Consider the following 23,964-nt stretch of genomic DNA (forward strand, 5'->3'; position numbering starts at 1 on the left):
ACGCGGACAGGGCCCTTTGCGGTCATGGCAAAGGCGCTAGGTCAGGTCGGAGCACTTCTTGGCGTCGGGGTGCGCGCCGGCCTTGGGGACCCAGCGGACGTTGGCTAAGGACGCTTGGAACGCGCCGTCGGTGTAGACGAGGAACGGGGTGTTGACGCTCTCCGGGTCGAGGCCCTTCTCGGCGAAGCAGGCGATCGGGATCTTCACCGTGGACTTGGTGCCGACGGGGAGATCGGTGAACAGCTTCGTCGCGGCGACCTCGCCCTGGCACGGGTACACGCAGTGCGAGCTGATGACCGTGCGGCCCGCGGGTTTCTGGCCGACGATCACGTCGAAGGTCAGCGCGGCGTTGGCGTTGAGGTAGCCGCGGAGGTCGATGCCGCCAGCGGGGTTCTGCAGGAACACCTGACCGGGCGCGGTGCCGTTCCAGGTGACCTTGAGGCCGTCGCCCTGGACGTTCACGTCGGTCGGGACGGTGGTGATCGAGGCGTGCGCGGCCTCGCCGTCCGGGCCGATCTCGGTGCCGCCCCAGTTCTCCGGGGAGCCGATGAAGCTCTTGTACGGCGCGATGTCCTGGCGCACGAAGACTTCCAGGTCCTCGTCCGCCTCGCCGCCGCCTCCACCGCCGCAGTTGGCCGGTGACTCCTCGGGGAGCTTGCCGACGCGGCCGGTCTCCCAGTTGTGCAGGCCGTGGCCCAGCCGGAACAGCGGGTCGTAGCCGGCGGTCTCCGGGTTCAGCGGGGTCTGGCAGGCCGCCTTCGGCCAGGAGTACGGCAGCTTGCCGGTGTAGCCGAGCCCGGTGTTCCACCCGCGCACCAGCATGTCCGCGACGCCGCCGCCTTCGGTGCCGGGCAGCCACGCGGCGACGAACGCGTCGGAGCGGTTGAGCTCCTTGTTGACGTACATGGGGCGCCCGGAGACGAAGACGGTGACCACCGGAGTGCCCTTGCCGCTGACCTTGTCCAGCACGGCGAGGTCGTTCGGGTAGAGCTTGGCGGCCTCCAGCGTGCGCTTGCCGATGTCGCCGTTGCCCTCCGCGTACGGGGTCTCACCGATCACCGCGATCACCGCGTCGAAGCCCTTGGGGTCGACGTCGCCGTTCTCGCTGAAGGTCACGTTGGCCTGGCCGAGCGCTTCCTTCAGCCCGCCGAGGACGGTGGTGCCGTTGGGGAAGTCCGCGTTGGTGTTGCCGGTGCCCTGCCAGGTGAGCGTCCAGCCACCGGTCTGGTTCTGCATGCTGTCCGCGCTCTTGCCGACTACGAGCACCTTGGAACGCGGCGCCAGTGGCAGGAGGCGGTTGTTGTTCTTCAGCAGCACCTGGGACTTGCGCACGGCCTCGCGGGCGATCTTGCGCGCGTCCTTGGCGTCCGGCTTGCCCGCGTGGGCGCGAGCGGAGGGCTTGGGCGCGTCCAGCACACCGGCCCGCGCCTTGACCCGGAGGATGCGGGTGACGGCGTCGTCGATGCGCGACAAGGGGATCTGGCCGCTCTCGACCTGGGCGACGGTGTTGGTGATGAACGCCTTCCAGTCGTGCGGGACCATGAAGACGTCGATGCCCGCGTTGACCGCGCCGGCGCAGCTGGCGTTGGTGCAGCCCTCGACCTGGCCGTGGCCGTTCCAGTCGGAGACCACGACGCCGTCGAAGCCGATCTTGTTCTTCAGGATGTCGTTGAGCAGCAGCTTGCTGCCGTGGATCTTGCCTTCCTTGATGCCCAGCTCGGGGTTGGTCCAGCTGTTGAAGGAGGCCATCACGGTCTGCGCGCCCGCGGCGAGCGCGCCGTAGTAGCCCTGCCCGTGCGTGTTGATCATGTCTGCCTTGGACGAGGGGTTCACGCCCTGGTCCTTGCCGCCCTGGGTGCCGCCGTCGCCGATGAAGTGCTTGGCGGTGGCGATCACGCCGTCGGGGCCGATACCCCTGGGGTTGTTGCCCTGCAAGCCCCGCACGGCCTCGTAGCCGTAGGCGCGGGTGATCCGCGGGTCCTCGGAGAAGCCCTCGTAGGTGCGGCCCCAGCGGTCGTCCTTCACCACGGCCAGGGTCGGCGCGAAGGCCCAGTCCTGACCGGTCGCGCGGACCTGCTCGGCGGTGGCCTCGCCGATGTCGCGGATCAGGCACGGGTCCTGCGCGGCGCCGAGGCCGACGTTGTGCGGGAAGACGGTCGTGCCGAAGACGTTGTTGTTGCCGTGCACCGCGTCGATGCCCCAGATGGCCGGGATCTTGGTGCGGCTGCTCACCGACGCCTGCCAGTACGCGTCGGCCAGGTCCAGCCACTGCTTGGGCGTGGCGCGCTTGTTCTTGTCGGGCCAGGAACCGCCGCCGTTGAGGACGGTGCCGATGGAGTACTGCTTGACCTCCTCCGGCGTGATCGCGGCGATCTCCGGCTGGGTCATCTGCCCGACCTTCTCGGCCAGGGTCATGTCCTTGAGCAGCCCGGCGACGCGGCGCTCCACCGCGGCGTTGTCGGTGATGTTGCTGCGCACCCTGGGCCAGTCGGAGTAGGTCGGCAGCTTCTGGTCGATCCGGGCGCAGCCGTTCCAGCCGAGGTCGGGTTGGGAGACGACGGGCTGCCGCGCGGTCGCGGGCTCCGGAGCGGCCTGCGCCAGCCCCGGTGCCGTGCTCAGCCCGAGCAGGGCGGCGAGCCCCGCGGCGAGCAGACGTGATCTGGCCATGACGATCCGATCTCGAGCGGGACACGGTCAGGAGGCGGCGGCGCCGATCCTGACCGTCCCGTCACGGCCGTGTCAAGGATTTCGTGGAAGCGCTCTCATCGGTCCTGGCTGGGCGTTTGCCCACTCCGGTCACTTCGGCTGGACGATGATGGGCGAGCCCTGGGGGACCGGGAGGACCTGCACCTTGCCCGACTTGATCGCCTCGTTCACCGCCTGCTGCTGCTGGTACTGCTGGTAGCCCGCGATGCCACCGGGGAAGTTGGCCGCGGCCTGCTTGTCCACCTCGGCGGCCTGGCTGCGCAGCTCGGCGGCCTGCTTGTCGGTGAGGCCCTGCACCAGGGCGGGCTGGATGCTCGGCTTCTGCAGCAGCACCGAGTTGATCGTGATCAGGTCCACGCCGAGGGTGAGCGTCTTGAGCGTGGCGGGCAGCTGGGTGAGCACGTCCTTCTCCCACTGCGCCTTGGACGCGGCATCGGTGTAGAGCTTCTGCCACGGGTACTTCAGCGCCTCGTTGTCGGTCGCGCGGTCCAGCGCGGCGCCGACGTAGTTGCGCAGCAGGGAGGTCCAGCCCGCCTTCATCTGCTCGCCGCCGTCGCTCGGTGCCGCGTCGTACTTGTAGGCGATCAGCTCGTGGAACATCTGGAGCTTGCCGCCGGGCCACTTCTTGCCCGAGGGGTCGGTGAACTCGGCGCAGTCGGTGTTCAGGGTGAACTTCACCGTGCCCGTCACCTTGATCTCCTGCGAGTCCTGCGTCGTGGAGGTCAGCGGGGCGGAGTCAATGCCGTCGCCCTCGCCGAAGGTGAAGTCGCGCTGTCCGGCGGGGTAGTAGTAGTGGTCGTCGTTGATGTCGCTGAAGTCGAGGTCGCTCTGGCATTCGACGAAGTTGCGGGAGTCGAAGGGGCCGTTGCCGTACTGCAACGACACCTCGCTGGAGGTGGGGTTGGCGATCGAGCAGCCCGTGGCTAACAACGCCAGGGCGAGCAAGGTGACACTGGCACGGGTCCTCATTTCGGCTTGGTACCACGGGTTTCGCGGGACCCCTCCCGTGCTGCCCAAGTCCAGATCCGATCGGTAGGGCTCTGTCATGGAAGGGGCCATGAGGGGGATAGGCGAGGCGGCCTCGCGTACCTAGGCTCGCTGTCGTGCTGAGCCGAATCGCGAGCCTTGTCGGAGCGTTGACCATCGCGCTGAGCGGGGTTCCCGCGCAGGCCCAGACCGCCGATCCGCCGGGGACCGTGGTGCCCGTGCAGGTCACCGGCGATCCCGCGAAGCGCTTCAACCTGGTGATCGTGCCGGACGGCTACACCGCGGCGGAGCTGCCGAAGTTCCGCGAGCACGTGGACAAGCACCTCAACGTGATGTGGACGCTTGAGCCGTTCAAGTCCTACCGCAGCTACGTCAACGTCTACACGGTGGAGATCGCGTCGCCGGAGTCCGGCGTGAGCTGCGATCCGAACCTCACCTCGCCGCAGAAGAAGACCCCGCTGCGCATGGGTTTCTGGGGTGGTTGCAACGCGTCGAGCGTGCAGCGACTGCTCACAGTGGACAGTGCGGCGGTGAACCGCTACGCGGACCTGGTCACGGGCACTTCGGGGGCCAACCGCCAACTGCTGGCCATCGCCAACAGCGACACCTACGGCGGCGCGGGCGGGACTTATGCCACGGCCTCCGGCGGGAACGCGCTGTCGGCGCTCATCACGCCACACGAACTCGGGCATTCGCTGGGCAAGCTCGACGACGAGTACGACTACTACCAACGCGGAGTCCGTGGCGGGACGTACTCGGGTGGCGAGCCGGGCTCGGTGCACCACACGCTGCTGACCGAGCAGCAGATGAAGGACCAGAAGAAGAAATGGTGGCGCTGGCTGGGCGAACCGAGCGAGTCGGGCGGTGTGATCGGCCGCTACGAAGCCGGTCTGTACTCCAGCAAAGGGGTTTGGCGGCCGAGCGCGCACTCGATGATGAAGACGCTCGGCTACTACTTCGACCAACCGGGCCGCGAGCGGATGACCGAGAAGCTGTCCGCGAAAACCACGCTCATCCAGGACGGCACGCCCGACGCGAAGCCGATCGGGGCGGATCGCGTGGTGTGGGTGGAGCCGCAACACCCGGTGAGCCACCGCCTTGACGTTACCTGGAAGCTCGATGAGAAACCCTTGCCCACCAAGGGAAGTCGAGCGGTCGACCTCGCCGCGCTGAAGCTGGCGCCGGGCAAGTACACGCTCACCGCGACCGTGTCCGACCCGACTGAGTTCGTCCGCGATCCGGCGATCCGCGCCGTGCTGACCAAGAGCCGCACCTGGACCGTGGACACGTCGATCACCACTCCGCGTGAGCCTGTCGCGGTCGATTTCCTCGCGTCGACGCCGACTGATCGTCCGGTGGGCGGCGAAGATGTTGTGTACGTGCAGACTTCGCGTCCGGTGGCGCAGCAGCCTGAGGTGACGTGGAAGCTCGACGGCAAGCTGGTCAGCACTTCCGTTGATGGTCGCGATCTGGACCTCGGTGCGTTGAAGACCGCCAAGGGACAGCACACGCTCACGGCGATGGTGGGGGAGCGCACCCGGACATGGACGATCGACGCCACCGGGCCGACCGTGCGGCCAGAGCTGTCCAAGGCGTTGCTCACCATCAACAAACCCGGCAAGCCCACCGAGTACGTGTTCAACGGCCCGTTCACCATGCGCCTCACGGCAACCGACAACGCCAAGGGTTTCGTCGTGCCGGAGTTCCGCACCAACGGCGACGGGTGGTTCAACTACTTCGGCTGGCCGACCGACGCCTCGAAGCCGTTTCTGTTCACTCCCAACGGAACCGTGATCGACGACCTCGTCTACGGCAAGCTCGGCAAGCCGCGACTGTCCCCTTGGGACGATGTGCCGCCCGGATATGGCAAGCACACCATCGAATACCGCGCGATCGACCCGGCGGGCAACATCGGCAGCCCTGGGCAGTTCGGGGTGACGCTCCTGCGCGAGCCTCCGGCGTGCACGGCTACCGTCACCGGCCGTCGCGTGGGACCGCTGAACATCACCTCCGGTGTCACGTGCCTGGACCGCGCGGACGTGGTCGGGCCGATCACCGTGGCGCCTGGTGCTTCGTTGGTCTCCACCGGGTCTTCGATCACCGGGCCCGTCTCGACGTCTGGTGCGGCGAGCGTGCACCTGGTGGACAGCACCGTCACCGGCTCGGTCGCGATCACCGGCACCACCGGTGACGTGACGGTGGTGGGCGGCCGGATCAACGGGTTGGTGCGATTGGCGGACAACGGGGCGCCCGTGATGGCGGGAGTGCAGGTGAACGGCGTCATTCAGTGCTCCGGCAACGCATCGCCGCCTGTCAACCTGAACGCCCCGGTCACCGGGGTGGGCCTCGCGCTCGGTCAGTGCGCATCGCTGCGATAAGGCCGATCGGGTAAGCAAGCTTTTGCACGCCATCAAGCCTTGATCCGGCTTGGCGGGCGTGGAACGCTCCGGATTCCCTGCCTTTAGGCTGCAAAAGTTTGCGACAAGGAGGTCGCATGACTCTGCGACGCCCGCTGTCCGTCCTGCTGTCTGTTTTGCTGTCTTCGACGCTGGCGACCGCGGTCTTCGCGGCGCCCGCGGTGGCGGCTCCCGCGGAGACGGATCTGACCAAGGCGAAGGCGATCTGGGTCGGCCGCGACCACGTGGTGTGGAACGGCCCGGCGACCACCGGAGAACACGAGCTGCGGCACGATCCGCAGGGCTCGATCAAGGTCGTCAACGGCCAGCTCCAAGGCGGAACACCGATCGCGCTGCGGCCGGAGCCGGGTGGCCTGCCCTCCGGGATCGCGGCCAAGTTCCCGCACCTGCGCGGAAAACCCGTCTACAAGCTCGCGAGTTCGGCGACCGCGGCCGAAGCCCTGCGCGGTCAGGTCGTTGCGGCGCACCGCGAAGGCGGAGCGCTACAGGACGCCACCGGAGTGCAGATCGCGGGTGTGCTCGACGATCTGTATGCGGCGCAAGCGACTCAACGCGGTTATGGGCCGACATTCGCTGGTGCGCAAGCAACTCTGCGAGTGTGGGCGCCCACGGCGCGATCGGTGAAGCTGCGGTTGTTCGACGCTCCGAGCGGTCAGCCGCAAGTGCTCGACCTCGCGCGGGATGCGGCTTCGGGATCGTGGTCCGGCACGGGCGCGTGGCGCGACAAGTACTACCAGTTCGAGATCGCCGCCTGGCAGCCCGCGACGCAGCGGGTGGAGACGGCCGTGGTCACCGACCCGTACTCCTTGGCGCTCAGCGTGGATTCCACGCACTCCCAGGTCGCGGACCTCGCCGACACGCGGACGATGCCGAGCGGTTGGCAGGCCGATGTCGCCAAGGGGCTCGGCGACGATCCGACCGAACACGCGATCACCGAGCTGCACGTGCGGGACTTCTCGGTCGCCGATTCCTCCGTGCCGGAGAACGATCGCGGCACCTACCGGGCTTTCACGCACCGCGACTCCACCGGCATGAAGCACCTGCGGCGGTTGGCGCAGGCGGGCATGGACGTCGTGCACTTCCAACCCACCTTCGACATCGCCACGATCCCGGAGCGCCGCGCCGACCAGGCGAAGCCCGCGTGCGACCTGCCCTCGCTGCCCGCCGACTCCGACCGGCAGCAGGCGTGTATCGGTGCTGTCGCGGCGAAGGACGGCTTCAACTGGGGTTATGACCCGCTGCACTACGACGTGCCGGAGGGCTCCTACGCGACGCCTGACGCGCAGTCCGGCTGGGCACGGTCGAAGCAGTACCGCGAGATGGTGAAGGCGTTGCACGACAACGGGAATCGCGTTGTGGTGGACGTCGTCTACAACCACACCCCCGCGTCCGGCAACGCCGCGCACTCCGTGCTGGACCGCGTTGTTCCCGGCTACTACCAACGGTTGCTGGACGACGGGTCGGTGGCGAACTCGACGTGCTGCGCGAACACCGCGTCGGAGAACGCCATGATGGGCAAGCTCGTCGTGGACTCCGTCGTGCGGTGGGCTCGACTGTACAAAGTGGACGGTTTCCGGTTCGACCTGATGGCCCACCACCCCAAGGCGAACATCCTCGCCGTGCGGTCGGCGCTGAACGCGCTCACCGTGGCGAAGGACGGCGTTGACGGCAAGCGCGTCCACATCTACGGCGAGGGATGGGACTTCGGCGAGGTCGCGGGCAACGCGCGCTTCGAACAGGCCAGCCAGTTCAACATGGCGGGAACCGGGATCGGCACCTTCACCGATCGACTCCGGGACGCGGTGCGCGGAGGCGGCCCCTTCGACGGCGACCCGCGTGTGCAGGGGCTCGGTTCCGGGTTGGCCGGGGCGCTGAACGGCTCACCCGCCAACGGATCTCCGGAGCAGCAGGCCGCGCGGCTGACGAACTACACCGACATCGTGAAGCTCGGAATGGCGGGCAACGGCGCGAACTTCCGCTTCCGTTCCACGGCAGGGCACGACGTCAACGGCCGCGACGTGTCCTACAACGGCAGCCCCGCGGGGTACACGGCGTCTCCCGTTGAAGCGGTCACGTACTCCGACGCGCACGACAACGAGGCCCTGTATGACACACTCGCGTTCAAGCTGCCGCAGTCGACGGCGATGGCGGATCGAGTCCGGATGCAGGTCGTCTCGCTCGCTCCGACCCTGCTCGGCCAAGGGCAGCCGTTCGTGCTCGCGGGCTCGGAGTTCCTGCGGTCGAAATCCATGGACCGCAACAGTTACGACTCCGGTGACTGGTTCAACCGCTATGACCCGTCGCTGCGCGTTTCGGGCTTCGGCGGAGGGCTTCCGCCCGCGCGGGACAACCAGGACAAGTGGCCGTACTCCAAGCCGTTGCTGGCCGATCCCGCGCTGCGACCGTCCACTTCGGACATGCAGGCTTCGTTGGACCGCACGGTGGACCTGCTGCGCATCCGGAAGTCCTCGCCGCTGTTCACCTTGAAGGACCAGGCGGTCGTGCAGCAGAAGCTGTCCTTCCCCGATCCCGGGCCGCAGGCGGAAGCGGGCGTCGTCCTCGCCTACCTCGACGACCTGGTCGGCGCGAACGTGGACCCGAACCGCGAGGGCGTGCTCGTGGTGATCAACCCGAGGCCCACCGCGCAGTCCGTTCTGCTGCCGCCCGGCCTGCCGTGGAAGCTGCACGAGATCCAGGCGGGCGGAACCGACCGGACGGTCAAGGAAGCCACGACGGAGCGCGGAGTCGGGCAGATCCCGGCTCGCACTGTCGCGGTCTTCGTCAGGTGAAGCGGGCCTGAACTTCGGGTTTCCCGGCCAGTTCGGCCGGGAAGCCCGGCCCCATCCGCGAGCGCACCGTGTCGGCCGTGAACAACTCGCCGCACTCCGAGCACACGGTCTTCGCGTGCGCGCGCTGTCCGCACGAGTGCACGAGATCGACCGGCACGCCTTCCTCGGCGGTCAGCCACTTGTCGCCCCAACGCACCATCGCCGCAAGCACGGGGAAGAAGTCCCGGCCCTTCTCGGTCAGCACGTACTCGTGGCGCGCGGGCTTGTCCTGATAGGGCACGCGGTCCAGCAGGCCCTCCGCCGTCAGCCGGGTGAGCCGGTCGGCCAGCGTGTTGCGGGCGATGCCCAGCGCGCGCTGGATCTCGTCGAAGCGGTGCACGCCGTAGAACACCTCGCGCAGCACCAGCGGTGTCCACCAGTCACCGAGCAGGTCCATCGTGCGGGCGACCGAGCAGGGGAACCGTCCGAGTGCGGTGCGCTTCATCCGGGTCATACTAGGGTTGTTCTAGTGAACCCAGCTGGTTGGAGGGGTGTGTTCGTGGTTCAGCGTTACGTCGCCATCGGGGACAGCACGGTCGAGGGGCTCGACGATCCGGACGGCAACGGCGGTTACCGCGGCTGGGCCAACCGGCTCGCCGAGAAGCTGACCGAGGTGAATCCGGGCCTGCTCTACGCCAACCTGGCGATCCGGGGCCGGACCAGCGACCAGGTGCGCGCCGACCAGCTCGAACCGGCGCTGGCGATGGAGCCCGACCTGGTGACCCTGGTCGCGGGGCTCAACGACCTGCTCCGGCCGGGGTACTCGCTGCACGAGACCATGACGAACCTCCAGGTCATGCACACCGCGCTGAGCTCCGCGGGCGCCGAGGTGCTGACCTTCACCATGCCCGACCTGACCCCGATCGCCCCGGTCACCAAGATCGTCCGCAGGCGGCTGCTGACCTACAACGACGCGCTGCGCGTGCTGTGCCGCCGCACCGGCGCCACGCTGGTGGAGATCGACCGCGAGCCGATCTGCGCCGATGCCCGGCTGTGGAGCGACGACCGCCTGCACGCCAACTCCCTCGGCCACGAGCGCATCGCCGGGGCGCTGGCGGAGAGCCTCGGCCTGCCCGGCGCCGACAGCTCGTGGCGGGACCCGCTGCCCGCGCTGCCGACGCCGAAGTGGCAGAACGTTGTCGCGGCCGAGGTGGCCTGGCTGCGCAACCACTTCGTGCCGTGGCTCATGCGTCACGCCAAGGGTGTCTCCTCCGGGGAGGGCGTCACGCCGAAGCGCCCCACCCTGGAGGCCGTCACAGCGAGCGGATGAGGGCCAGGATCGCGTCGGGGTCCTCGACCTGGGCGTTGTGGCCGAGCCCCGGCAGGATGACCGGGTCGGGGACCAGGGCGCGCAGGTCGGCGGCGGAGCTCATCGGGTCGTGCTCACCCGCCGCCAGGGTCACCCGCGCCCGCGCCGCCGCGAGCAGGCCGGGCAGGTCCGGCGCGCCGATGCCGAAGGCGCGCTGGTCCATCGCCAGCCGCCAGCCGCCGTCCGCGAGCACCAGACCGCCCTCCACCTCGGAGGAGTCCGCCTCGACCAGCCCGAGCAGGCCGGAGACCTTGAGGTAGCGCTCCGCGGCCTGGGCCCGGTTCTCGAAGCTGCGAGCCGGTCTCCGGGCCGCGGCAGTGGCGCCCGCCAGCTCCTCGTCGGACCAGCTGGCCTTGATGCCCAGGCCGCACACCGCGTCCACCCGCACGCCGAACCAGCCGCTGGCCAGCGCGAGCCCGACGACGCCGCCGAGGGAGTGCCCGAGCACCACCAGCCGCTCGGCTCCCCGGACGCTCTGCGCCACCGCGGCGGCCATCGTGCCGAACGAGTAGTGCTCCACCGGGTCGGAGTCGCCGTGCCCCGGCAGGTCCGGCACCGCCCACGAGCCGTCCCAGTGCTGCTCCAGCCGGGAGATCACCCCGTTCCACGCCTCGCTGGTCGCACCCATCCCGTGCAGCAGCAACAGGGTCGGGCCGCCTTCTCCGCCTCTTCGCACGCGCAACGTCACATCCATGATCATCCACCTCTCGTAGCTCTCTGTCGCGGATGCCGCACTGATCGTTGCGTTTCTGCTCCAATGGAATTCGTGCGAAGCGTGCTTGATCCGGAGACGTACGTGCGGGGAGTCCCGTACGACAGGTTGCGGGAACTCCGCGAGAACGGGCCCGTGCGGTGGGCCGACGAAGGGTTCCTCGCGGTGTTCGGGCACGCCGAGGTGCGCCGGGTTCTGCGTGACCCCAAGGTGTTCTCCTCGCAGCTCGGCGCCACGCAGATCCGTGATCCGGCGACCCCGGAGGACCTCCGCTACGTGCGGCGGATGCTGCTGAACCTCGATCCACCCGAGCACACCCGGCTGCGGGGCCTGTTGACCAAGGCGTTCACCCCGCGCGCCGTCGCCGCGATCGCCGACCGAATTCAGGCATGGGCCTATGAGCTCGTGGGTGCGGTGGCCCGGAACGGCGAGTGCGACTTCGCCAAGGTCGCCGCCGATCTCCCGTTGCTGACCCTCGCGGAGGTCTTCGGCGTGCCCGAGCAGGACAGGGGCCTGATGTTCGATTGGAGCAACCGCGTCATCGGCTACCAGGACCCCGAGTACGCGGTCAGCTCGACGGTCGACCCCGCGCGCGTTTCGGACATGGCACGAGCCGCGTTGGCCCTCGCGCCGCGACCACGTGACGGCGTGATGCCCGATCCGCGCACGCGCGCCGGGATGCCGGACCTCTACGCCTACGCGCACGCGCTGGGCGAGTACAAGCGCGCCAACCCCGGCCCTGACGTGATGAGCAACCTGATGCGCCAGGACGTGGGCATCGAGGAGTTCGAGAACCTGTTCTGGCTGTTCTCCGTGGCGGGCAACGAGACGCTGCGCAACGGCATCCCCGGCGGGCTCGTCGCGCTGATGAGCCATCCCGAGCAGTACCGCGCGCTGCTCGCCGACCGGTCGCTGCTGCCGGACGCGGTGGAGGAGATGCTGCGCTGGTGGACCCCGGTGATGCATTTCCGGCGCACCGCGACGGAAGACGTCGCGGACATGGGCCTCAGGCGCGGGGACAAGGTCGTGGTGTGGTTCTCCTCGGCCAACCGCGATCCCGCGGTCTTCGCCGAGCCGGACCGCTTCGACATCCGCCGCCGCCCCAACGACCACCTGGTCTTCGGTCACGGGCCGCACTTCTGCCTCGGCGCGCACCTGGCAAGGGTGCAGATGCGCGCGATCTTCAGCGCCGTGCTGGACCTGCTCGGCGAGGTGGAGCCCGCGGGCGAGCCGGTGCGGCTGCGGTCGAACTTCCAGAACGGCCTGAAACGGCTGCCGATCAGGTGGCGGAGTTGACCGGATACCCTGCGCACACCGAAACGTCCACTTGCACGAAAGAGTAGGAACGCCGTGAGCGAGCGCACCCTTGTCCTGGTCAAGCCCGACGGTGTGGCCCGCGGCCTGGTCGGCGAGGTCATTTCCCGCATCGAGCGCAAGGGCCTGAAGCTGGTCGCCCTTGAGCTGCGCGACGTCACCCGCGAGCTGGCCGAGCAGCACTACGCCGAGCACTCCGAGCGCCCGTTCTTCGGCGACCTGCTGGAGTTCATCACCTCCGGCCCGGTCGTCGCGCTCGTCGTCGAGGGCCCGCGCGCCGTGGCCGCCTTCCGCCAGCTGGCCGGCGGCACCGACCCGGTCGAGAAGGCCACCCCGGGCACCCTGCGCGGCGACTTCGGCCTGGAGACCCAGTACAACCTGGTGCACGGCTCCGACTCGGCCGAGTCCGCCAAGCGCGAGATCGACCTCTGGTTCGCTGGTCTCTGAGCCGTTCCGCCCGGCCGGGGCCTAGCCCCGGTCGGCGGTCAGGCTGGTGATCGCCAGGTGCAGCAGCTCGTCGGTCACCTCGGACAGCGGCCGCTGCGCCCCGCAGACCGACCAGTAGTGCACCAGTTCGTTCACCGCGCCGATGAACGCGACGGCGGTCAGGTGGAAGTCCCTCGGTTTGGCCTCGCCGCGGTCCACCGCCCGCTTCGCCTCCGCCTCGATCAACGCCCACCAGCGCCGCCGCCAGGCCATCCGGTGCTGCTCGACGGCCGGGCTCACCCCGATGATCTCCACATAGGACAACCGCGCCCAGCGGGGATCGCTGGCCGTCGTGGCCACGTAGGCGTTGATCAGGGCGGTGATCCTGGTCAGCGTGGTCGCCTCCCGCCCGGCCTCCTCGGCCGCGGCCACCACCGCGCTCAGCGCGTTGTCCAGCACGCGGTCGTGCAGCGCGATCAGCAGGGCTTCCCGGCTGGGGAACTCCTCGTAGAAGTTCCTGGTGGACACCGAAGCGGCGGAGCACAGGCGCTCGATCGAGATCGCCGAGTAGCCCTCGGTGCCGAACAGCTCCAGCCCAGCGGTCATCAGTCGTTCGCGCCGCTCGGCGCGGCGGTCCTCGGCCGACCGCCCGCCGTAGTGCCGTTGCTGTGCCTCCGTCATGATCGCAGATTACCGCCGTACAGCTCGGAGAACAGGTCCGAGTACCGATCGTGGACCACCTTCCTGCGCAGTTTCATGGTCGGCGTCAGCTCCCCGGACTCCTGGCTGAAGTCGTGGCCCAGCACGGTGAACCGGCGAATCCGCTCCGGCGGCGAGTACCCGGAGTTGGCCTCGGCGACCACCTCGTCGACCACGGCGAGCACCCTGGGGTGGCGCGCCAGCTCGGCGATGTCCTCCGGCAGCCCGTTCTCCCTGGCCCACGGCAGGATCTCCTCCGCGTCCAAGGTGATCAGCGCGACGGCGTAGGGCATGCGGTCGCCGAACATCACCGCGTGCGAGATCCACGGGCTGCGGCGCAGGTCGTTTTCCAGGTTGGAAGGTGAAATGTTCTTCCCGCCGGCGGTGATGATCAGGTCCTTCTTGCGGCCGGTGATGTGCAGGTAGCCGTCGTCGTCCAGGGCGCCGAGGTCCCCGGTGTGCAGCCAGCCGTCCCGCAGCGCCTCGCCGCTCGCCGCCTCGTCGCGGTGGTACCCGGCGAACACGTTGCGGCCCTTGGCAAGCACTTCTCCGTCCTCGGCTATGCGCACCTCGACACCGGGAAGCGGCTTGCCGACGCTGCCGAACCGCACCGCCCCGGGCGCGTTCGCGCTGATCACCGCGGTGGACTCGGTCATGCCGTACGCCTCGTAGACCGGGACCCCGCACGCGGCGAAGAACTCGAGGATCTCCGGGGAGATCGGCGCGGCCCCCGTTAACGCCTCACGCAAGCGCCCGCCGAAAGCACCGCGCACCAAGGCGTGCACGCGCGCGCGGTCCATTCCCTCGGTGAGCGCGGTGACCCTTGCGTAGACCTTCTCGAAAAGCCTTGGCACCGAAGGAAGATGCGTCGGCCTGACCTCGGTCAGCTCCGTGACGATCTCCTTGATGTCGCCGCCGAAGTACGCCAGCGTCGCCCCTCGTGCCAGGGTCATCGCCTGCGTCATCCGCGCGAACAGGTGTGCCAGCGGCAGGTAGAGGTACACGACGTCGCCCACGCCCACGGTGATCAGGCTGTCCAGGGATTCCCTTGCGGCACGGAGATTTCCGGGCGTCAACAGGCACCCCTTGGCAGGCCCCGTCGTCCCGGACGTGTAGATGATCGTGCTCGGGTCGTCCTCCCCGCGGGGAACCGGGGCGACCGGTTCCCCGCGCGGGAGGTCAGGCGGCTCGACCAGCAGGCGCGCGCCCGAATCGCTGAGCACCCAATCGCGTTCCTGGGGCGAGCTCGTCGGGTAGATGGGGACGCACACCGCGCCGATCCGGTCGATGGCCAGGTCGCAGATCGTCCACTCAGGACTCGTCTGGCCGAGGACCGCGACCCGGTCTCCCGGGCGAACTCCTTGTGCGACAAGACCTCCGGCTACTTGGGCCACTTCGTCGTGGAGTTCCTCGTATGACAGCTCGCGCCATCGGCCGTCCCTCTTGAAACGGAGTGCGACCATCTCAGCTCCTCAGCAGGTGCTCGGGGCGGGCTTGCCCGCGAAGCGGTCGGCGAGCCAGGCCACGGCGCCGGGCGCGCCGGTGACCGCGAGCGAGATGTGCTCACTGACGAAGCTCTCGGTGTACCTCACCGTTGTGCCCGCGGCGCAGTACTTCCCGACGAGTGCGCGGGCGTCGGTGACCGGGATGATCTCGTCGTTCACCGACTGGTAGACGAACATCGGCGTTGCGGGCTTCCGCTTGCCGAGTTCGTTGGCCGCCAGCACTTTTTGGAACTGCGGGAGCTGGATCGGGTCCCTGACCGTCGTGTACTCCGAGATGCGGTGGAAGGCGTACGTAGGCGTCCACTGCACCTGGCACATGTCCTTCACCTGCTGAAAAGCCTTGCGCCCCTTGTCGTTGAGGAAGCCTTCGAGGCCCATCTCCGGGTGCGCCTGGCTCAGCCCCGTGGCCGCGGCGATGAAGAAGCCGAAGAACGGTCCGCCGTCGATCTTGTAGCCGACGTTGCCGATGTTGGGCGGAACTCCGCCTGCCGCAACGCCTTTGAGCTTCAGCTCGGGCGCGTAGGTCGGTTGCAGCTCCGCGGCCCACGAGGACGCGAGGCCGCCTTCCGAGTACCCCCAGATGCCGACCGGGCCGTCCTTGCCGACAATCCCTTGTGCGGCACGGATTCCATCCAGGACCGCGTGGCCCGTGGCGGGTCCGGCGGTGTAGGTGTGCGGATTCGGTGTCGCGGAGCCTTCGTAATCAGTGACCACGACGGCCCAGCCCTTGGCGAGTGCGAGCGACTGGAGGGCGAATTCGTACTCGATGCCTTGTCGTAGCCAGTACGACGGTGCGCAGTTCGCGCTAAGGCCGTGCGAGCCCACGTTGTAGGCCACTACGGGCCGCGGTCCGCCACTAAGCCACGGTGTGATCGGGGTCAGCACAGTGGCCACTACGGCGTTGGCGCGGCCGTGGGTGTCAGTGGAGCGGTAGAGGACTTGTTGCGCCTTGGTGGGAACGGGGACTACCAGGGCTTTCACCGTTACCTGGCGGGAGCGCAGCACGGTGCCGGGCACGACGTCGGGGAGGGGAGTGGGTGGCTTGTAGAAGGCGTCCACTGTCGGGCTGGGGACCGTCAGCGCGGTGGCCGCAGGGGCGGTCGTGAGGGTGGTGAGCAGGACGATCAGGGCAGCGAGAATCGCGCTTCTTCGCAACATTTGTCTGAGCCTTTCGTGAGGCCGACAAGAAAGGAAAGTGCAGCTCAAGTGCTGGTAAGAGTTCTTTTCAGATGACCGTACAATCTGGCAAGCACACTGACCAGTCCGTACCGATCCAGGAAACCGTTCGGCGCTGTCAGACCCTCCGGCTAGCCTCCGTGGCGTGACTGGGGTTGATTCGCTGGTGCGAGCTCGCGGCCTGGTGAAGCGCTTCGGCGACTTCACCGCCGTGGACGGGATCGATGTCGAGGTGCGGCCGGGGGAGGCGTTCGGCTTCCTCGGGCCCAACGGGGCGGGCAAGTCCTCGACGATGCGCATGATCGCGTGCGTCTCGCCGCGGTCGGGCGGGGAGCTGAGTGTGCTCGGCGACGACCCCGACGTGAACGGTCCGCGCGTGCGCGCCCGCCTGGGTGTGGTGCCGCAGCAGGACAACCTCGACACCGAGCTGACGGTGCGGGAGAACCTCTTCGTCTACGGCCGCTACTTCGGCCTGTCCAAGCGGCACGTGCGCGAGAAGGCCGAGGAGCTGCTGGACTTCGCGCAGCTCACCGACCGCGCCGACCACCAGGTCGAACCGCTCTCCGGCGGGATGAAGCGGCGGCTCACCATCGCCAGGTCGCTGGTCAACGACCCGGAGCTGCTGCTGCTCGACGAGCCGACCACCGGCCTCGACCCGCAGGCCCGGCACCTGTTGTGGGACCGGCTGTTCCGGCTCAAGCAGCAGGGCGTCACGCTGATCGTCACCACCCACTACATGGACGAGGCCGAGCAGCTCTGCGACCGGCTCGTGGTGATGGACGGCGGCAAGATCGCCGCCGAGGGCTCGCCCGCTGAGCTGATCGCGAAGTACTCCACCCGCGAGGTGCTGGAGCTGCGCTTCGCCCCGGGCCAGCAGCACGCGGCGCTGCCCAGCGTGCAGGGCCTGGCCGACCGCATCGAGGAGCTGCCCGACCGGCTGCTGCTCTACACCGCCGACGGTGAGGCGGCCCTGGCCGCGGCGCACCAGCGCGGGGTGATGCCGGTGGCCAGCCTGGTCCGCAGGTCCAGCCTGGAGGACGTGTTCCTCCGGCTCACCGGCCGCACGCTGGTGGACTGAGGAGGCCGGGATGACTGTGACCGTGAACCCTGTGGCGGCCCGGTCCACCGGGCGCGTCGTCGGCTCGGTGCGGGCCTCGCTGCTCGTGGTCGAGGGGCTGTGGATGTGGTACCGCCGCAACTGGCGCGCCACGGTGTTCTCCAGCGTGGTGACGCCGATCCTGTTCCTGCTCTCGCTCGGCCTCGGGCTGGGCACGCAGATCCGCGCGGGCGCGGTGCCGGGCGGCTCGACCTACATCGCGTTCCTCGCCCCGGCCCTGCTGGTGTCGGCGGCGGTGCAGAACGCGGCGATGGACTCGACCTACCCGATCCTGTCCGCCTTCAAGTGGCAAAAAACGTTCTGGGGAATTGTTTCCACGCCTGTCACCCCAGGTCAGATCCTCGGTGGCCGGTTCCTCTGGCTGGCGGCCCGGCTGCTGTTCTCCGGCGTCGCCTTCATGGTGGTCGCGGCGTTCTTCGGCGGGGTCCAGGGCCCGAGCGTGATCGTCTCGCTGCTCGTGTCGGTGCTCGCCGGGCTGGCCTTCGCGGCGCCCATCGTCGCCTTCGCCGCGACCATCGAGAACGAGGGGCAGCAGTTCAACCTGCTGTTCCGGTTCGTCGTGATGCCGATGACGCTGTTCGCGGGCACGTTCTTCCCGGTGTCCCAGCTGCCCGTGTTCGTCCAGCCGCTGGCGTGGATCACCCCGCTCTGGCACGGCACGGAGCTGTCCAGGGGCGCGGCCTTCGGCACGCTCGAAGTCCTGCCCGCGCTCGGGCACCTCGCCTACCTGCTGGTGTGGGTCGTCGTCGGCCTCGTGCTGGCCCGCAAGTACTTCCGCGTCCGGCTGACGGTGTGAGGGGACGACATGACTGGTGATGTGATGACCCCGCCGCGCACCGGCCTGCTGCTGCGCGTCCTGCCCAGCTCCCTGTACGCGGGCAGGGCCAGCGTGCTGGTGGAGCGCTCCTTCCTGGTGCACCGCCGCGCCTGGTTGGTGATCTTCTCCGGCTTCTTCGAGCCGCTGTTCTACCTGCTCGCGCTGGGCGTCGGGTTCGGCAGCCTGGTCGGCGACGTGATCGGCCCCGGCGGTGAGGTGATCAGCTACGCGGCCTTCGTGGCCCCGGCGCTGCTCGCCTCCTCCGCGATGAACGGCGCGGTCTACGACGCCACCTTCAACATCTTCTTCAAGTTCAAGTACGCCAAGCTCTACGACGCCATGCTGGCCACCCCGCTCGGCCCGGTGGACGTGGCGATCGGCGAGATCGCGTGGGCGTTGCTGCGCGGCGGCGTCTACGCGGCGGGCTTCCTCGCGGTGATGCTCGGGATGGGGCTGATCACCTCGCCGTGGGGCCTGCTCGCGCTGCCCGCCGCGCTGCTCGTGGCGCTGGCCTTCGCCGCCGTGGGCATGGCCGCGACCACGTTCATGCGCTCCTGGCAGGACTTCGACCTGGTCCAGCTGGTGATCCTGCCGATGTTCCTGTTCTGCACCACGTTCTACCCGCTTTCGGTCTACCCCGAGGGTCTCCAGGCCGTGGTGCAGTGCCTGCCGCTCTACCACGCGGTGGAACTGATGCGCGCGCTCACCACTGGCGCTGTCGGCTGGTCCGCCCTGATCCACGTCGCCTACTTCGCGGTGATGGCCACCATCGGCCTCTACTACGCCTCCCGCCGCCTCGGAAAACTCCTCCTCACCTGACGTAGGGCGGTCTTCAAGTACCCCCGACCCCCTCCCCAGCAGTCTTTAACCGCCCCCACCCCCCACCCAGGTACGCCGAGTTGTCCACAACCACCCCGGCCATCCACAGATCTCCGCCACCGTGCCCCGGCCCAGGTCCGAACGAGTCACCCTCACGGACATGGACGAATGGTGGAAACCCCTGCTGGAGCCGGACGGGCTGCTGATCCGCGAGCGCGTGCTGGCCGAAGTCGACCCCGACGCGTTGCTCGTCGCGTTGCGGTCCTGTCGGCTTCGGCGAGTGCAGCGCGGCATCTACATGCCGAGGAACATCGACGCACCACCGCTGACGATCGCGCGAGCCGCGATCCTGAGCTCCGCTGTGCCGCGCGCCGTGGCCAGCCACGACACGGCGGCCCGCATCCACGGGATCGCCGTGCCGGAGACCGGCAGGCGGGAGCACGTGACCGTGCCGGGCGATGTCCGCAAGCGCGACCGCCGGGAGCTGGTGTTCCACAACCGAGCCCTGGAGTTGGGCGATGTCGAGGTACGCCAAGGGATTCCCGTGACGACGGTGCCGCGCACGCTCGCCGATCTTGCCGCCGACCGGGAGAGGCTGTCCGCGGTGTGGGCACTCGACGACGCCTTTCGCCGCGGGCTGTGCCCACCCCATCGGGTCGAGCAGGCCATTGCCCGCTGGCGTGGCGGTACCGGATGCGTCCGAGCCAAAGCGGTCTTCGCCTGCTCGGACGGTCGCGCGGAGTCGATCCTGGAGACCGCGGCCAGGCTCACCCTCGCCGACGCCGGGCTGCCGCTGCCGCGGACCCAGTTCGAGGTGTTCGGAGCGGACGGGCGCCTCATCGCCCGGCTGGACGGTGCCTTCCCGGAGGAACGCGTGGGGCTGGAGTTCGACGGCCGGTCGGTCCACTCGGCGCCGGAAGCGCTCTTCCGCGATCGGACTCGGCAGAACGACCTCGTGGAGCTGGGGTGGGTCCTGCTCCGCTTCACGTGGTGGGACGTGGTCGACCAGCCGAAGGGGTTCGTCGAGTCCGTGTCGAGGACGGTGGGCGCGCGTCGTGGGACGGGGGTTCATCTGGGGAGGTAGGGGGCGGTTACGGACACTTCTAGGCGGCGTATGTGGTACTTGAAGACGGAGGAACTACCCTGGTCGTGTGAGTGTGCAGTCCGTGTTCGCCCAGTTGGAGCCGTTGCTGCCGCAGGTGTCGAAGCCGGTCCAATACGTCGGTGGCGAGCTGAACGCCACCTCCAAGGACTGGGAAGACACGTGCGTGCGGTGGTGCCTGATGTACCCCGACGCCTACGAGGTCGGCCTGCCCAACCAGGGCGTCATGATCCTCTACGAGATCCTCAACGAGCAGCAGGACGTGCTCGCCGAGCGCACCTACGCGGTGTGGCCGGACATGGAAGCGCTGATGCGCGAGCACGACGTCCCGCAGTTCACCGTGGACGCGCACCGCCCGGTCGGCGCCTTCGACCTGTTCGGGGTCAGCTTCTCCACGGAGCTGGGCTACACCAACCTGCTCAACGCCCTGGACCTGGCGAAGATCCCGCTGCACGCGGTGGACCGCACCGACGAGCACCCGATCGTCGTCTCCGGCGGGCACGCGGCGTTCAACCCGGAGCCGATCTCCGACTTCGTCGACTGCGCGGTGCTCGGCGACGGCGAGGAAGCCGTGCTGGAGATCACCGACATCGTCCGGCGGTGGAAGAACGAGGGCAGCCCCGGCGGCCGCCGCGAGATCCTGCTCCGCCTCGCCGAGACCGGCGGCGTGTACGTGCCGCAGCTCTACGACGTGGAGTACCTGCCGGACGGGCGCATCCAGCGGGTCGTGCCGAACTCCGACCGCGTGCCGTACCGGGTCTTCAAGCGCACCACCATGGACCTCGACGAGTGGCCGTACCCGAAGCAGCCGCTGGTCCCGCTCGCGGAGAGCGTGCACGAGCGGATGAGCGTGGAGATCTTCCGCGGCTGCACCCGCGGCTGCCGGTTCTGCCAGGCCGGGATGATCACGCGGCCGGTGCGCGAGCGCTCCATCGAGGGCATCGGCGCGATGGTCGAGCGGGGCCTGGCCGCGACCGGTTTCGAGGAGGTCGGCCTGCTCTCGCTCTCCAGCGCCGACCACTCCGAGATCGCCGAGGTGACCAAGGGGCTCGCCGACCGCTACGAGGGCACCAACACCGGGCTGAGCCTGCCGAGCACCCGGGTCGACGCGTTCAACATCGACCTGGCCAACGAGCTCTCCCGCAACGGCCGCCGGTCCGGGCTGACCTTCGCGCCGGAGGGCGGCAGCGAGCGGCTGCGCCGGGTGATCAACAAGATGGTCTCCGAGGAGGACCTGATCCGCACGGTCAGCGCCGCCTTCTCCAACGGCTGGCGCCAGGTGAAGCTGTACTTCATGTGCGGCCTGCCGACCGAGACCGACGACGACGTCCTGCAGATCGCCGAGATGGCCAAGAACGTCATCCGCGCGGGCCGGGAAGCCTCGGGCCGCAAGGACATCCGCTGCACGATCTCCATCGGCGGGTTCGTGCCGAAGCCGCACACCCCGTTCCAGTGGGCCGCGCAGTGCGATCCGGACACCGTGGACTCGCGGCTGCGCAAGCTGCGCGAGGCGGTCAACTCCGACCGCAAGCTCGGCCGCAACATCGGCATGCGCTACCACGACGGCAAGCCCAGCCTGATCGAGGGACTGCTCTCCCGCGGTGACCGCCGGATCGGCCGGGTCATCGAGCGGGTGTGGCGCGAGGGCGGGCGCTTCGACGGCTGGAGCGAGCACTTCTCCTACGAGCGCTGGGTCTCCGCCGCCGCCTCGGAGCTGGAGCCGCTCGGCGTGGACCTGGACTGGTTCACCACCAGGGAGCGCGACGAGAACGAGGTGCTGCCCTGGGACCACCTCGACTCGGGCCTGGACAAGGAGTGGCTCTGGTCGGACTGGCAGGACGCCCTGGACGAGCACGAGCAGGACGACTGCCGCTGGACCCCGTGCTTCGACTGCGGGGTGTGCCCGGCGATGAACACCGACATCCAGGTCGGCCCGACCGGACGCAAGCTGTTGCCGATCTCCCCGGTCGGCAAGGGTTCCCCGGTCAGCAACCCCGCGTTCAGCGGAGGCTGACCTCGAGATCGACGAGCATCCCGATGCCCCAGCGCGCCTCCTCGGCCTCCGCTGGGGCATCGGGCTCGAGGTCGCTCTCCCACATCTCCGTGAACGTCTCGGTGCCCGGTTCGCGGTACCAGACGTTGCCGTCCTCGCGGCGGTGCCGCATCGCCAGGCGCCGGATGCGCTTGATGGTTCCGGTCGTCTTCGGCACGGGGTGGGTGTCGTGGTGCTCCTCGTACAGCACCCCGCTGATCTCCACCAGACCGTCCTTCGTGGACGGGTTGCGCCAGAACGCGTGCAGTTCCCCGGAGTTCAGATGCGCGTCCTCGCTGTCCGGAATCGCTTCCACACCAAGGGAAAGCTGCGCGCGCTCGGCCTCGCTCAGCAACTCGCCGAGCTCGTTGAAGTAGCAGAGCTGCCAGGTCACCCGGTCACCGATCTTGAACGGGTCACCGCAGCACTCGTACTGCCAGTCCTCGATCAGGACGGGGATCGTCGCCATCAGCGCACCGCGTTCAGGGCGTTGACCAGACCGTGCCCGTAGAAGCCGTTGTAGTCCGCGTAGCCGGAGCACGCGGCGTCTTGAACACCGTCGTCGTTCAGGTCGTAGTCAGTCGGGCAGGGCAGCGTTTCCGCCTGGTTGCTCAACATCTTCGTCAGCGCCGTAGGACCAGCGGACGGGAAGCGTGACGCCAGCAGCGCCGCGACACCCACAACGTGCGGCGTCGCCATCGAGGTGCCGCAGTAGTAGCCGTAGCCCGCGGGCACCGTGGACAGCACGCAGCCCTGGTTGGACGACTGCGGCTTCTGCCGGTGGTCGCCGCCCGGTGCCGTGAGGTCGGCGGTGCCGAGGCCGTAGGAGCTGTAACTGGCCTTCGTGCCGTCCGCGCCGATCGAGGACACGCCGATCACGCCGCGCAGTTCGCCCGGCAGCGCGTCGCACTTCGTGCTGGCCAGGTTGGTGCCCTCGTTGCCGATCGCCGCGACGGTCAGCACGCCGCGGTTGGTGGCGTAGGTGACCGCACGGCGCATCGCCTCGTGCACCACCCACTGGTCGCTGGCCCTGTCCTTGCAGGTCAACGTCCACGGGCCGGCGGTGAAGCTGCTGTTGACCAGGCGCATGCCCTTGGTCGCCGCCCACATGAAGCCGCACACGGCCGACTCCGGGGAGACGTAGCCGTCGTCGTCGACCACCTTGACCGACGCCAGTCGCACGCCAGGGGCGACCCCCGTGGTGCCCTTGCCGTCGTTGGCCGCGGCGATGGTGCCCGCGACGTGGGTGCCGTGCTCGAAGGCCGAGGGCTGCCACGCCTCGCGTTTGGTGTCCGGGGCGCCGGTGACGCAGCCCGCCGAGACCGAGGCGTCCACCGCCGCGGCGAGGTCCGGGTGCCCCGCGTCGATGCCGGAGTCCAGCACGCCGACCACCACCGAGCGGCTGCCGGTGGAGTACCGGTGCGCCTCGTCGGCCTTGATCATGGCCATGTCCCACTGCTCGCCGGAGCGGTCGGTGGTGGCCACCGAGGGGCTGGCCTTGATCGCCGCGGTGAGCCGGGTGCGGTTCTTCTTCCGGCTCGCCGAACCCTGTCCGCCCAGCTCCTGCTGGGTGCTGAAGGCGCGGGCGTCGTTCAGCCGGTCGGTGAACGAGCGGTCCCGCGAACCGGCGACGGCGACGCCGATCTGCGCGTAGTAGGTCACGGTCTCGCCGCAGGCCGCGCCGATCCGGCGCTGGGCCTCCTCGGCGCGGGTGCCCTGGTCGAAGACCACGATGTAGCGCAGCGTCTTCCCGATCCCGCACTGCTGCTCAGGAGCCGCGCCCGCCGGTCCCGGGGCCGCCACCAGTCCCGCCACGAGCAGCAAGGAGCCGACCGCGACGCGGCGCGCTCCGTTACCGCGGGTCAGCGGCACGCAGACCTCCATCGGTGGGAGTACGGGTTCCTTCGATGAAACCGGAAGGTAGCCACCCATGCACTGAGCAGACAAGCGGGCGATGGCCTGAATGCGTCCCCGAGGGGCAACGGGGCACAATGGCGT

Annotated in this window: 19 protein-coding genes; 10 read left to right on the forward strand and 9 right to left on the reverse strand. The window is 69.0% G+C overall.

Annotated features, from left to right (window positions below; all coding sequences use genetic code 11):
- Positions 1 to 36 precede the first annotated feature (36 nt).
- Both NLX83_RS16865 and NLX83_RS16870 read right to left on the reverse strand, forming a co-directional pair.
- Positions 37 to 2,667, reverse strand: coding sequence for a glycoside hydrolase family 3 protein (locus NLX83_RS16865; RefSeq protein ID WP_254235793.1), 2,631 nt, complete (start codon positions 2,665 to 2,667; stop codon positions 37 to 39).
- 129 nt (positions 2,668 to 2,796) lie between these two features.
- Positions 2,797 to 3,675, reverse strand: coding sequence for an SPFH domain-containing protein (locus NLX83_RS16870; protein ID WP_254235794.1), 879 nt, complete (start codon positions 3,673 to 3,675; stop codon positions 2,797 to 2,799).
- Between the two features lie 134 nt (positions 3,676 to 3,809).
- Here NLX83_RS16870 and NLX83_RS16875 point away from each other — a divergent pair, with 134 nt between their 5' ends.
- On the forward strand, positions 3,810 to 6,071 hold the full coding sequence (locus NLX83_RS16875) for a M64 family metallopeptidase (RefSeq protein WP_254235795.1): 2,262 nt from the start codon (positions 3,810 to 3,812) through the stop codon (positions 6,069 to 6,071).
- A gap of 116 nt (positions 6,072 to 6,187) precedes the next feature.
- On the forward strand, positions 6,188 to 8,899 hold the full coding sequence (pulA, locus tag NLX83_RS16880; RefSeq protein WP_254235796.1) for a pullulanase-type alpha-1,6-glucosidase: 2,712 nt from the start codon (positions 6,188 to 6,190) through the stop codon (positions 8,897 to 8,899).
- On the opposite strand, the gene NLX83_RS16885 is transcribed toward pulA, so the two are convergent.
- Positions 8,892 to 9,383 (reverse strand): winged helix-turn-helix transcriptional regulator, encoded by a 492-nt coding sequence (locus NLX83_RS16885; RefSeq protein ID WP_254235797.1) that lies wholly within the window; start codon positions 9,381 to 9,383, stop codon positions 8,892 to 8,894. The genes pulA and NLX83_RS16885 overlap by 8 nt on opposite strands.
- A gap of 54 nt (positions 9,384 to 9,437) precedes the next feature.
- Between NLX83_RS16885 and NLX83_RS16890 the strand changes: the two genes are divergently transcribed.
- Positions 9,438 to 10,208, forward strand: coding sequence for an SGNH/GDSL hydrolase family protein (locus tag NLX83_RS16890; protein WP_254235798.1), 771 nt, complete (start codon positions 9,438 to 9,440; stop codon positions 10,206 to 10,208).
- Here the strand turns inward: NLX83_RS16890 and NLX83_RS16895 are convergent.
- Positions 10,192 to 10,941: an alpha/beta fold hydrolase gene (locus NLX83_RS16895; protein ID WP_254235799.1), complete on the reverse strand. Its 750-nt coding sequence runs from the start codon at positions 10,939 to 10,941 to the stop codon at positions 10,192 to 10,194. The two genes, NLX83_RS16890 and NLX83_RS16895, sit on opposite strands and share 17 nt — an antisense overlap.
- 63 nt (positions 10,942 to 11,004) lie before the next feature.
- Here NLX83_RS16895 and NLX83_RS16900 point away from each other — a divergent pair, with 63 nt between their 5' ends.
- Positions 11,005 to 12,255, forward strand: coding sequence for a cytochrome P450 (locus NLX83_RS16900; RefSeq protein ID WP_254235800.1), 1,251 nt, complete (start codon positions 11,005 to 11,007; stop codon positions 12,253 to 12,255).
- Between the two features lie 54 nt (positions 12,256 to 12,309).
- A complete protein-coding gene (gene ndk / locus NLX83_RS16905; protein ID WP_254235801.1) occupies positions 12,310 to 12,720 on the forward strand; it encodes a nucleoside-diphosphate kinase in 411 nt (136 codons plus the stop codon).
- Positions 12,721 to 12,741: 21 nt separating this feature from the next.
- Here the strand turns inward: ndk and NLX83_RS16910 are convergent, their stop codons facing one another.
- From NLX83_RS16910 to NLX83_RS16920, 3 genes are read right to left on the reverse strand one after another with little or no spacing between them, the layout of a single operon-like run.
- Positions 12,742 to 13,380 (reverse strand): TetR/AcrR family transcriptional regulator, encoded by a 639-nt coding sequence (locus NLX83_RS16910; protein ID WP_254235802.1) that lies wholly within the window; start codon positions 13,378 to 13,380, stop codon positions 12,742 to 12,744.
- Complete coding sequence (locus tag NLX83_RS16915; protein ID WP_254235803.1) at positions 13,377 to 14,861, reverse strand: AMP-dependent synthetase/ligase; 1,485 nt, start codon at positions 14,859 to 14,861, stop codon at positions 13,377 to 13,379. Before NLX83_RS16915 ends, NLX83_RS16910 begins: the two co-directional genes overlap by 4 nt.
- 9 nt (positions 14,862 to 14,870) lie before the next feature.
- On the reverse strand, positions 14,871 to 16,061 hold the full coding sequence (locus tag NLX83_RS16920) for a lipase family protein (RefSeq protein ID WP_254235804.1): 1,191 nt from the start codon (positions 16,059 to 16,061) through the stop codon (positions 14,871 to 14,873).
- Positions 16,062 to 16,224: 163 nt separating this feature from the next.
- Between NLX83_RS16920 and NLX83_RS16925 the strand changes: the two genes are divergently transcribed.
- From NLX83_RS16925 to NLX83_RS16945, 5 genes are all read left to right on the forward strand, one after another.
- The gene (locus NLX83_RS16925) at positions 16,225 to 17,157 is read left to right on the forward strand and encodes an ABC transporter ATP-binding protein (RefSeq protein WP_254235805.1); all 933 of its coding nucleotides are present in this window, start codon (positions 16,225 to 16,227) and stop codon (positions 17,155 to 17,157) included.
- Between the two features lie 10 nt (positions 17,158 to 17,167).
- Positions 17,168 to 17,992: an ABC transporter permease gene (locus NLX83_RS16930; RefSeq protein ID WP_254235806.1), complete on the forward strand. Its 825-nt coding sequence runs from the start codon at positions 17,168 to 17,170 to the stop codon at positions 17,990 to 17,992.
- A gap of 9 nt (positions 17,993 to 18,001) precedes the next feature.
- Positions 18,002 to 18,832, forward strand: coding sequence for an ABC transporter permease (locus NLX83_RS16935; RefSeq protein ID WP_254235807.1), 831 nt, complete (start codon positions 18,002 to 18,004; stop codon positions 18,830 to 18,832).
- A 160-nt stretch (positions 18,833 to 18,992) separates the two neighbouring features.
- On the forward strand, positions 18,993 to 19,916 hold the full coding sequence (locus tag NLX83_RS16940) for a hypothetical protein (RefSeq protein WP_254235808.1): 924 nt from the start codon (positions 18,993 to 18,995) through the stop codon (positions 19,914 to 19,916).
- Positions 19,917 to 19,983: 67 nt separating this feature from the next.
- Positions 19,984 to 21,948 carry a TIGR03960 family B12-binding radical SAM protein gene (locus tag NLX83_RS16945; RefSeq protein ID WP_254235809.1) on the forward strand — a complete coding sequence of 655 codons (1,965 nt, stop codon included), beginning with the start codon at positions 19,984 to 19,986 and terminating at the stop codon, positions 21,946 to 21,948.
- Here the strand turns inward: NLX83_RS16945 and NLX83_RS16950 are convergent.
- A complete protein-coding gene (locus tag NLX83_RS16950) occupies positions 21,935 to 22,435 on the reverse strand; it encodes a DUF6578 domain-containing protein (RefSeq protein WP_254235810.1) in 501 nt (166 codons plus the stop codon). The two genes, NLX83_RS16945 and NLX83_RS16950, sit on opposite strands and share 14 nt — an antisense overlap.
- Positions 22,435 to 23,838, reverse strand: coding sequence for a S8 family peptidase (locus NLX83_RS16955; RefSeq protein ID WP_254235811.1), 1,404 nt, complete (start codon positions 23,836 to 23,838; stop codon positions 22,435 to 22,437). Before NLX83_RS16955 ends, NLX83_RS16950 begins: the two co-directional genes overlap by 1 nt.
- Positions 23,839 to 23,964 lie beyond the last annotated feature (126 nt).

The sequence above is a fragment of the Allokutzneria sp. A3M-2-11 16 genome (assembly GCF_024213555.1).
Lineage (GTDB): Bacteria > Actinomycetota > Actinomycetes > Mycobacteriales > Pseudonocardiaceae > Allokutzneria.

Coding starts and splice junctions, on each gene's coding strand:
- NLX83_RS16920 (WP_254235804.1), bottom strand. CDS start 16,061: ATGTTGCGAAGAAGCGCGATTCTCGCTGCCCTGATCGTCCTGCTCACC.
- NLX83_RS16895 (WP_254235799.1), bottom strand. CDS start 10,941: ATGGATGTGACGTTGCGCGTGCGAAGAGGCGGAGAAGGCGGCCCGACC.
- NLX83_RS16865 (WP_254235793.1), bottom strand. CDS start 2,667: ATGGCCAGATCACGTCTGCTCGCCGCGGGGCTCGCCGCCCTGCTCGGG.
- pulA (WP_254235796.1), top strand. CDS start 6,188: ATGACTCTGCGACGCCCGCTGTCCGTCCTGCTGTCTGTTTTGCTGTCT.
- NLX83_RS16940 (WP_254235808.1), top strand. CDS start 18,993: ATGGACGAATGGTGGAAACCCCTGCTGGAGCCGGACGGGCTGCTGATC.
- NLX83_RS16915 (WP_254235803.1), bottom strand. CDS start 14,861: ATGGTCGCACTCCGTTTCAAGAGGGACGGCCGATGGCGCGAGCTGTCA.
- NLX83_RS16935 (WP_254235807.1), top strand. CDS start 18,002: ATGACTGGTGATGTGATGACCCCGCCGCGCACCGGCCTGCTGCTGCGC.
- NLX83_RS16930 (WP_254235806.1), top strand. CDS start 17,168: ATGACTGTGACCGTGAACCCTGTGGCGGCCCGGTCCACCGGGCGCGTC.
- NLX83_RS16950 (WP_254235810.1), bottom strand. CDS start 22,435: ATGGCGACGATCCCCGTCCTGATCGAGGACTGGCAGTACGAGTGCTGC.
- NLX83_RS16910 (WP_254235802.1), bottom strand. CDS start 13,380: ATGACGGAGGCACAGCAACGGCACTACGGCGGGCGGTCGGCCGAGGAC.
- NLX83_RS16885 (WP_254235797.1), bottom strand. CDS start 9,383: ATGAAGCGCACCGCACTCGGACGGTTCCCCTGCTCGGTCGCCCGCACG.
- NLX83_RS16900 (WP_254235800.1), top strand. CDS start 11,005: ATGGAATTCGTGCGAAGCGTGCTTGATCCGGAGACGTACGTGCGGGGA.
- NLX83_RS16870 (WP_254235794.1), bottom strand. CDS start 3,675: ATGAGGACCCGTGCCAGTGTCACCTTGCTCGCCCTGGCGTTGTTAGCC.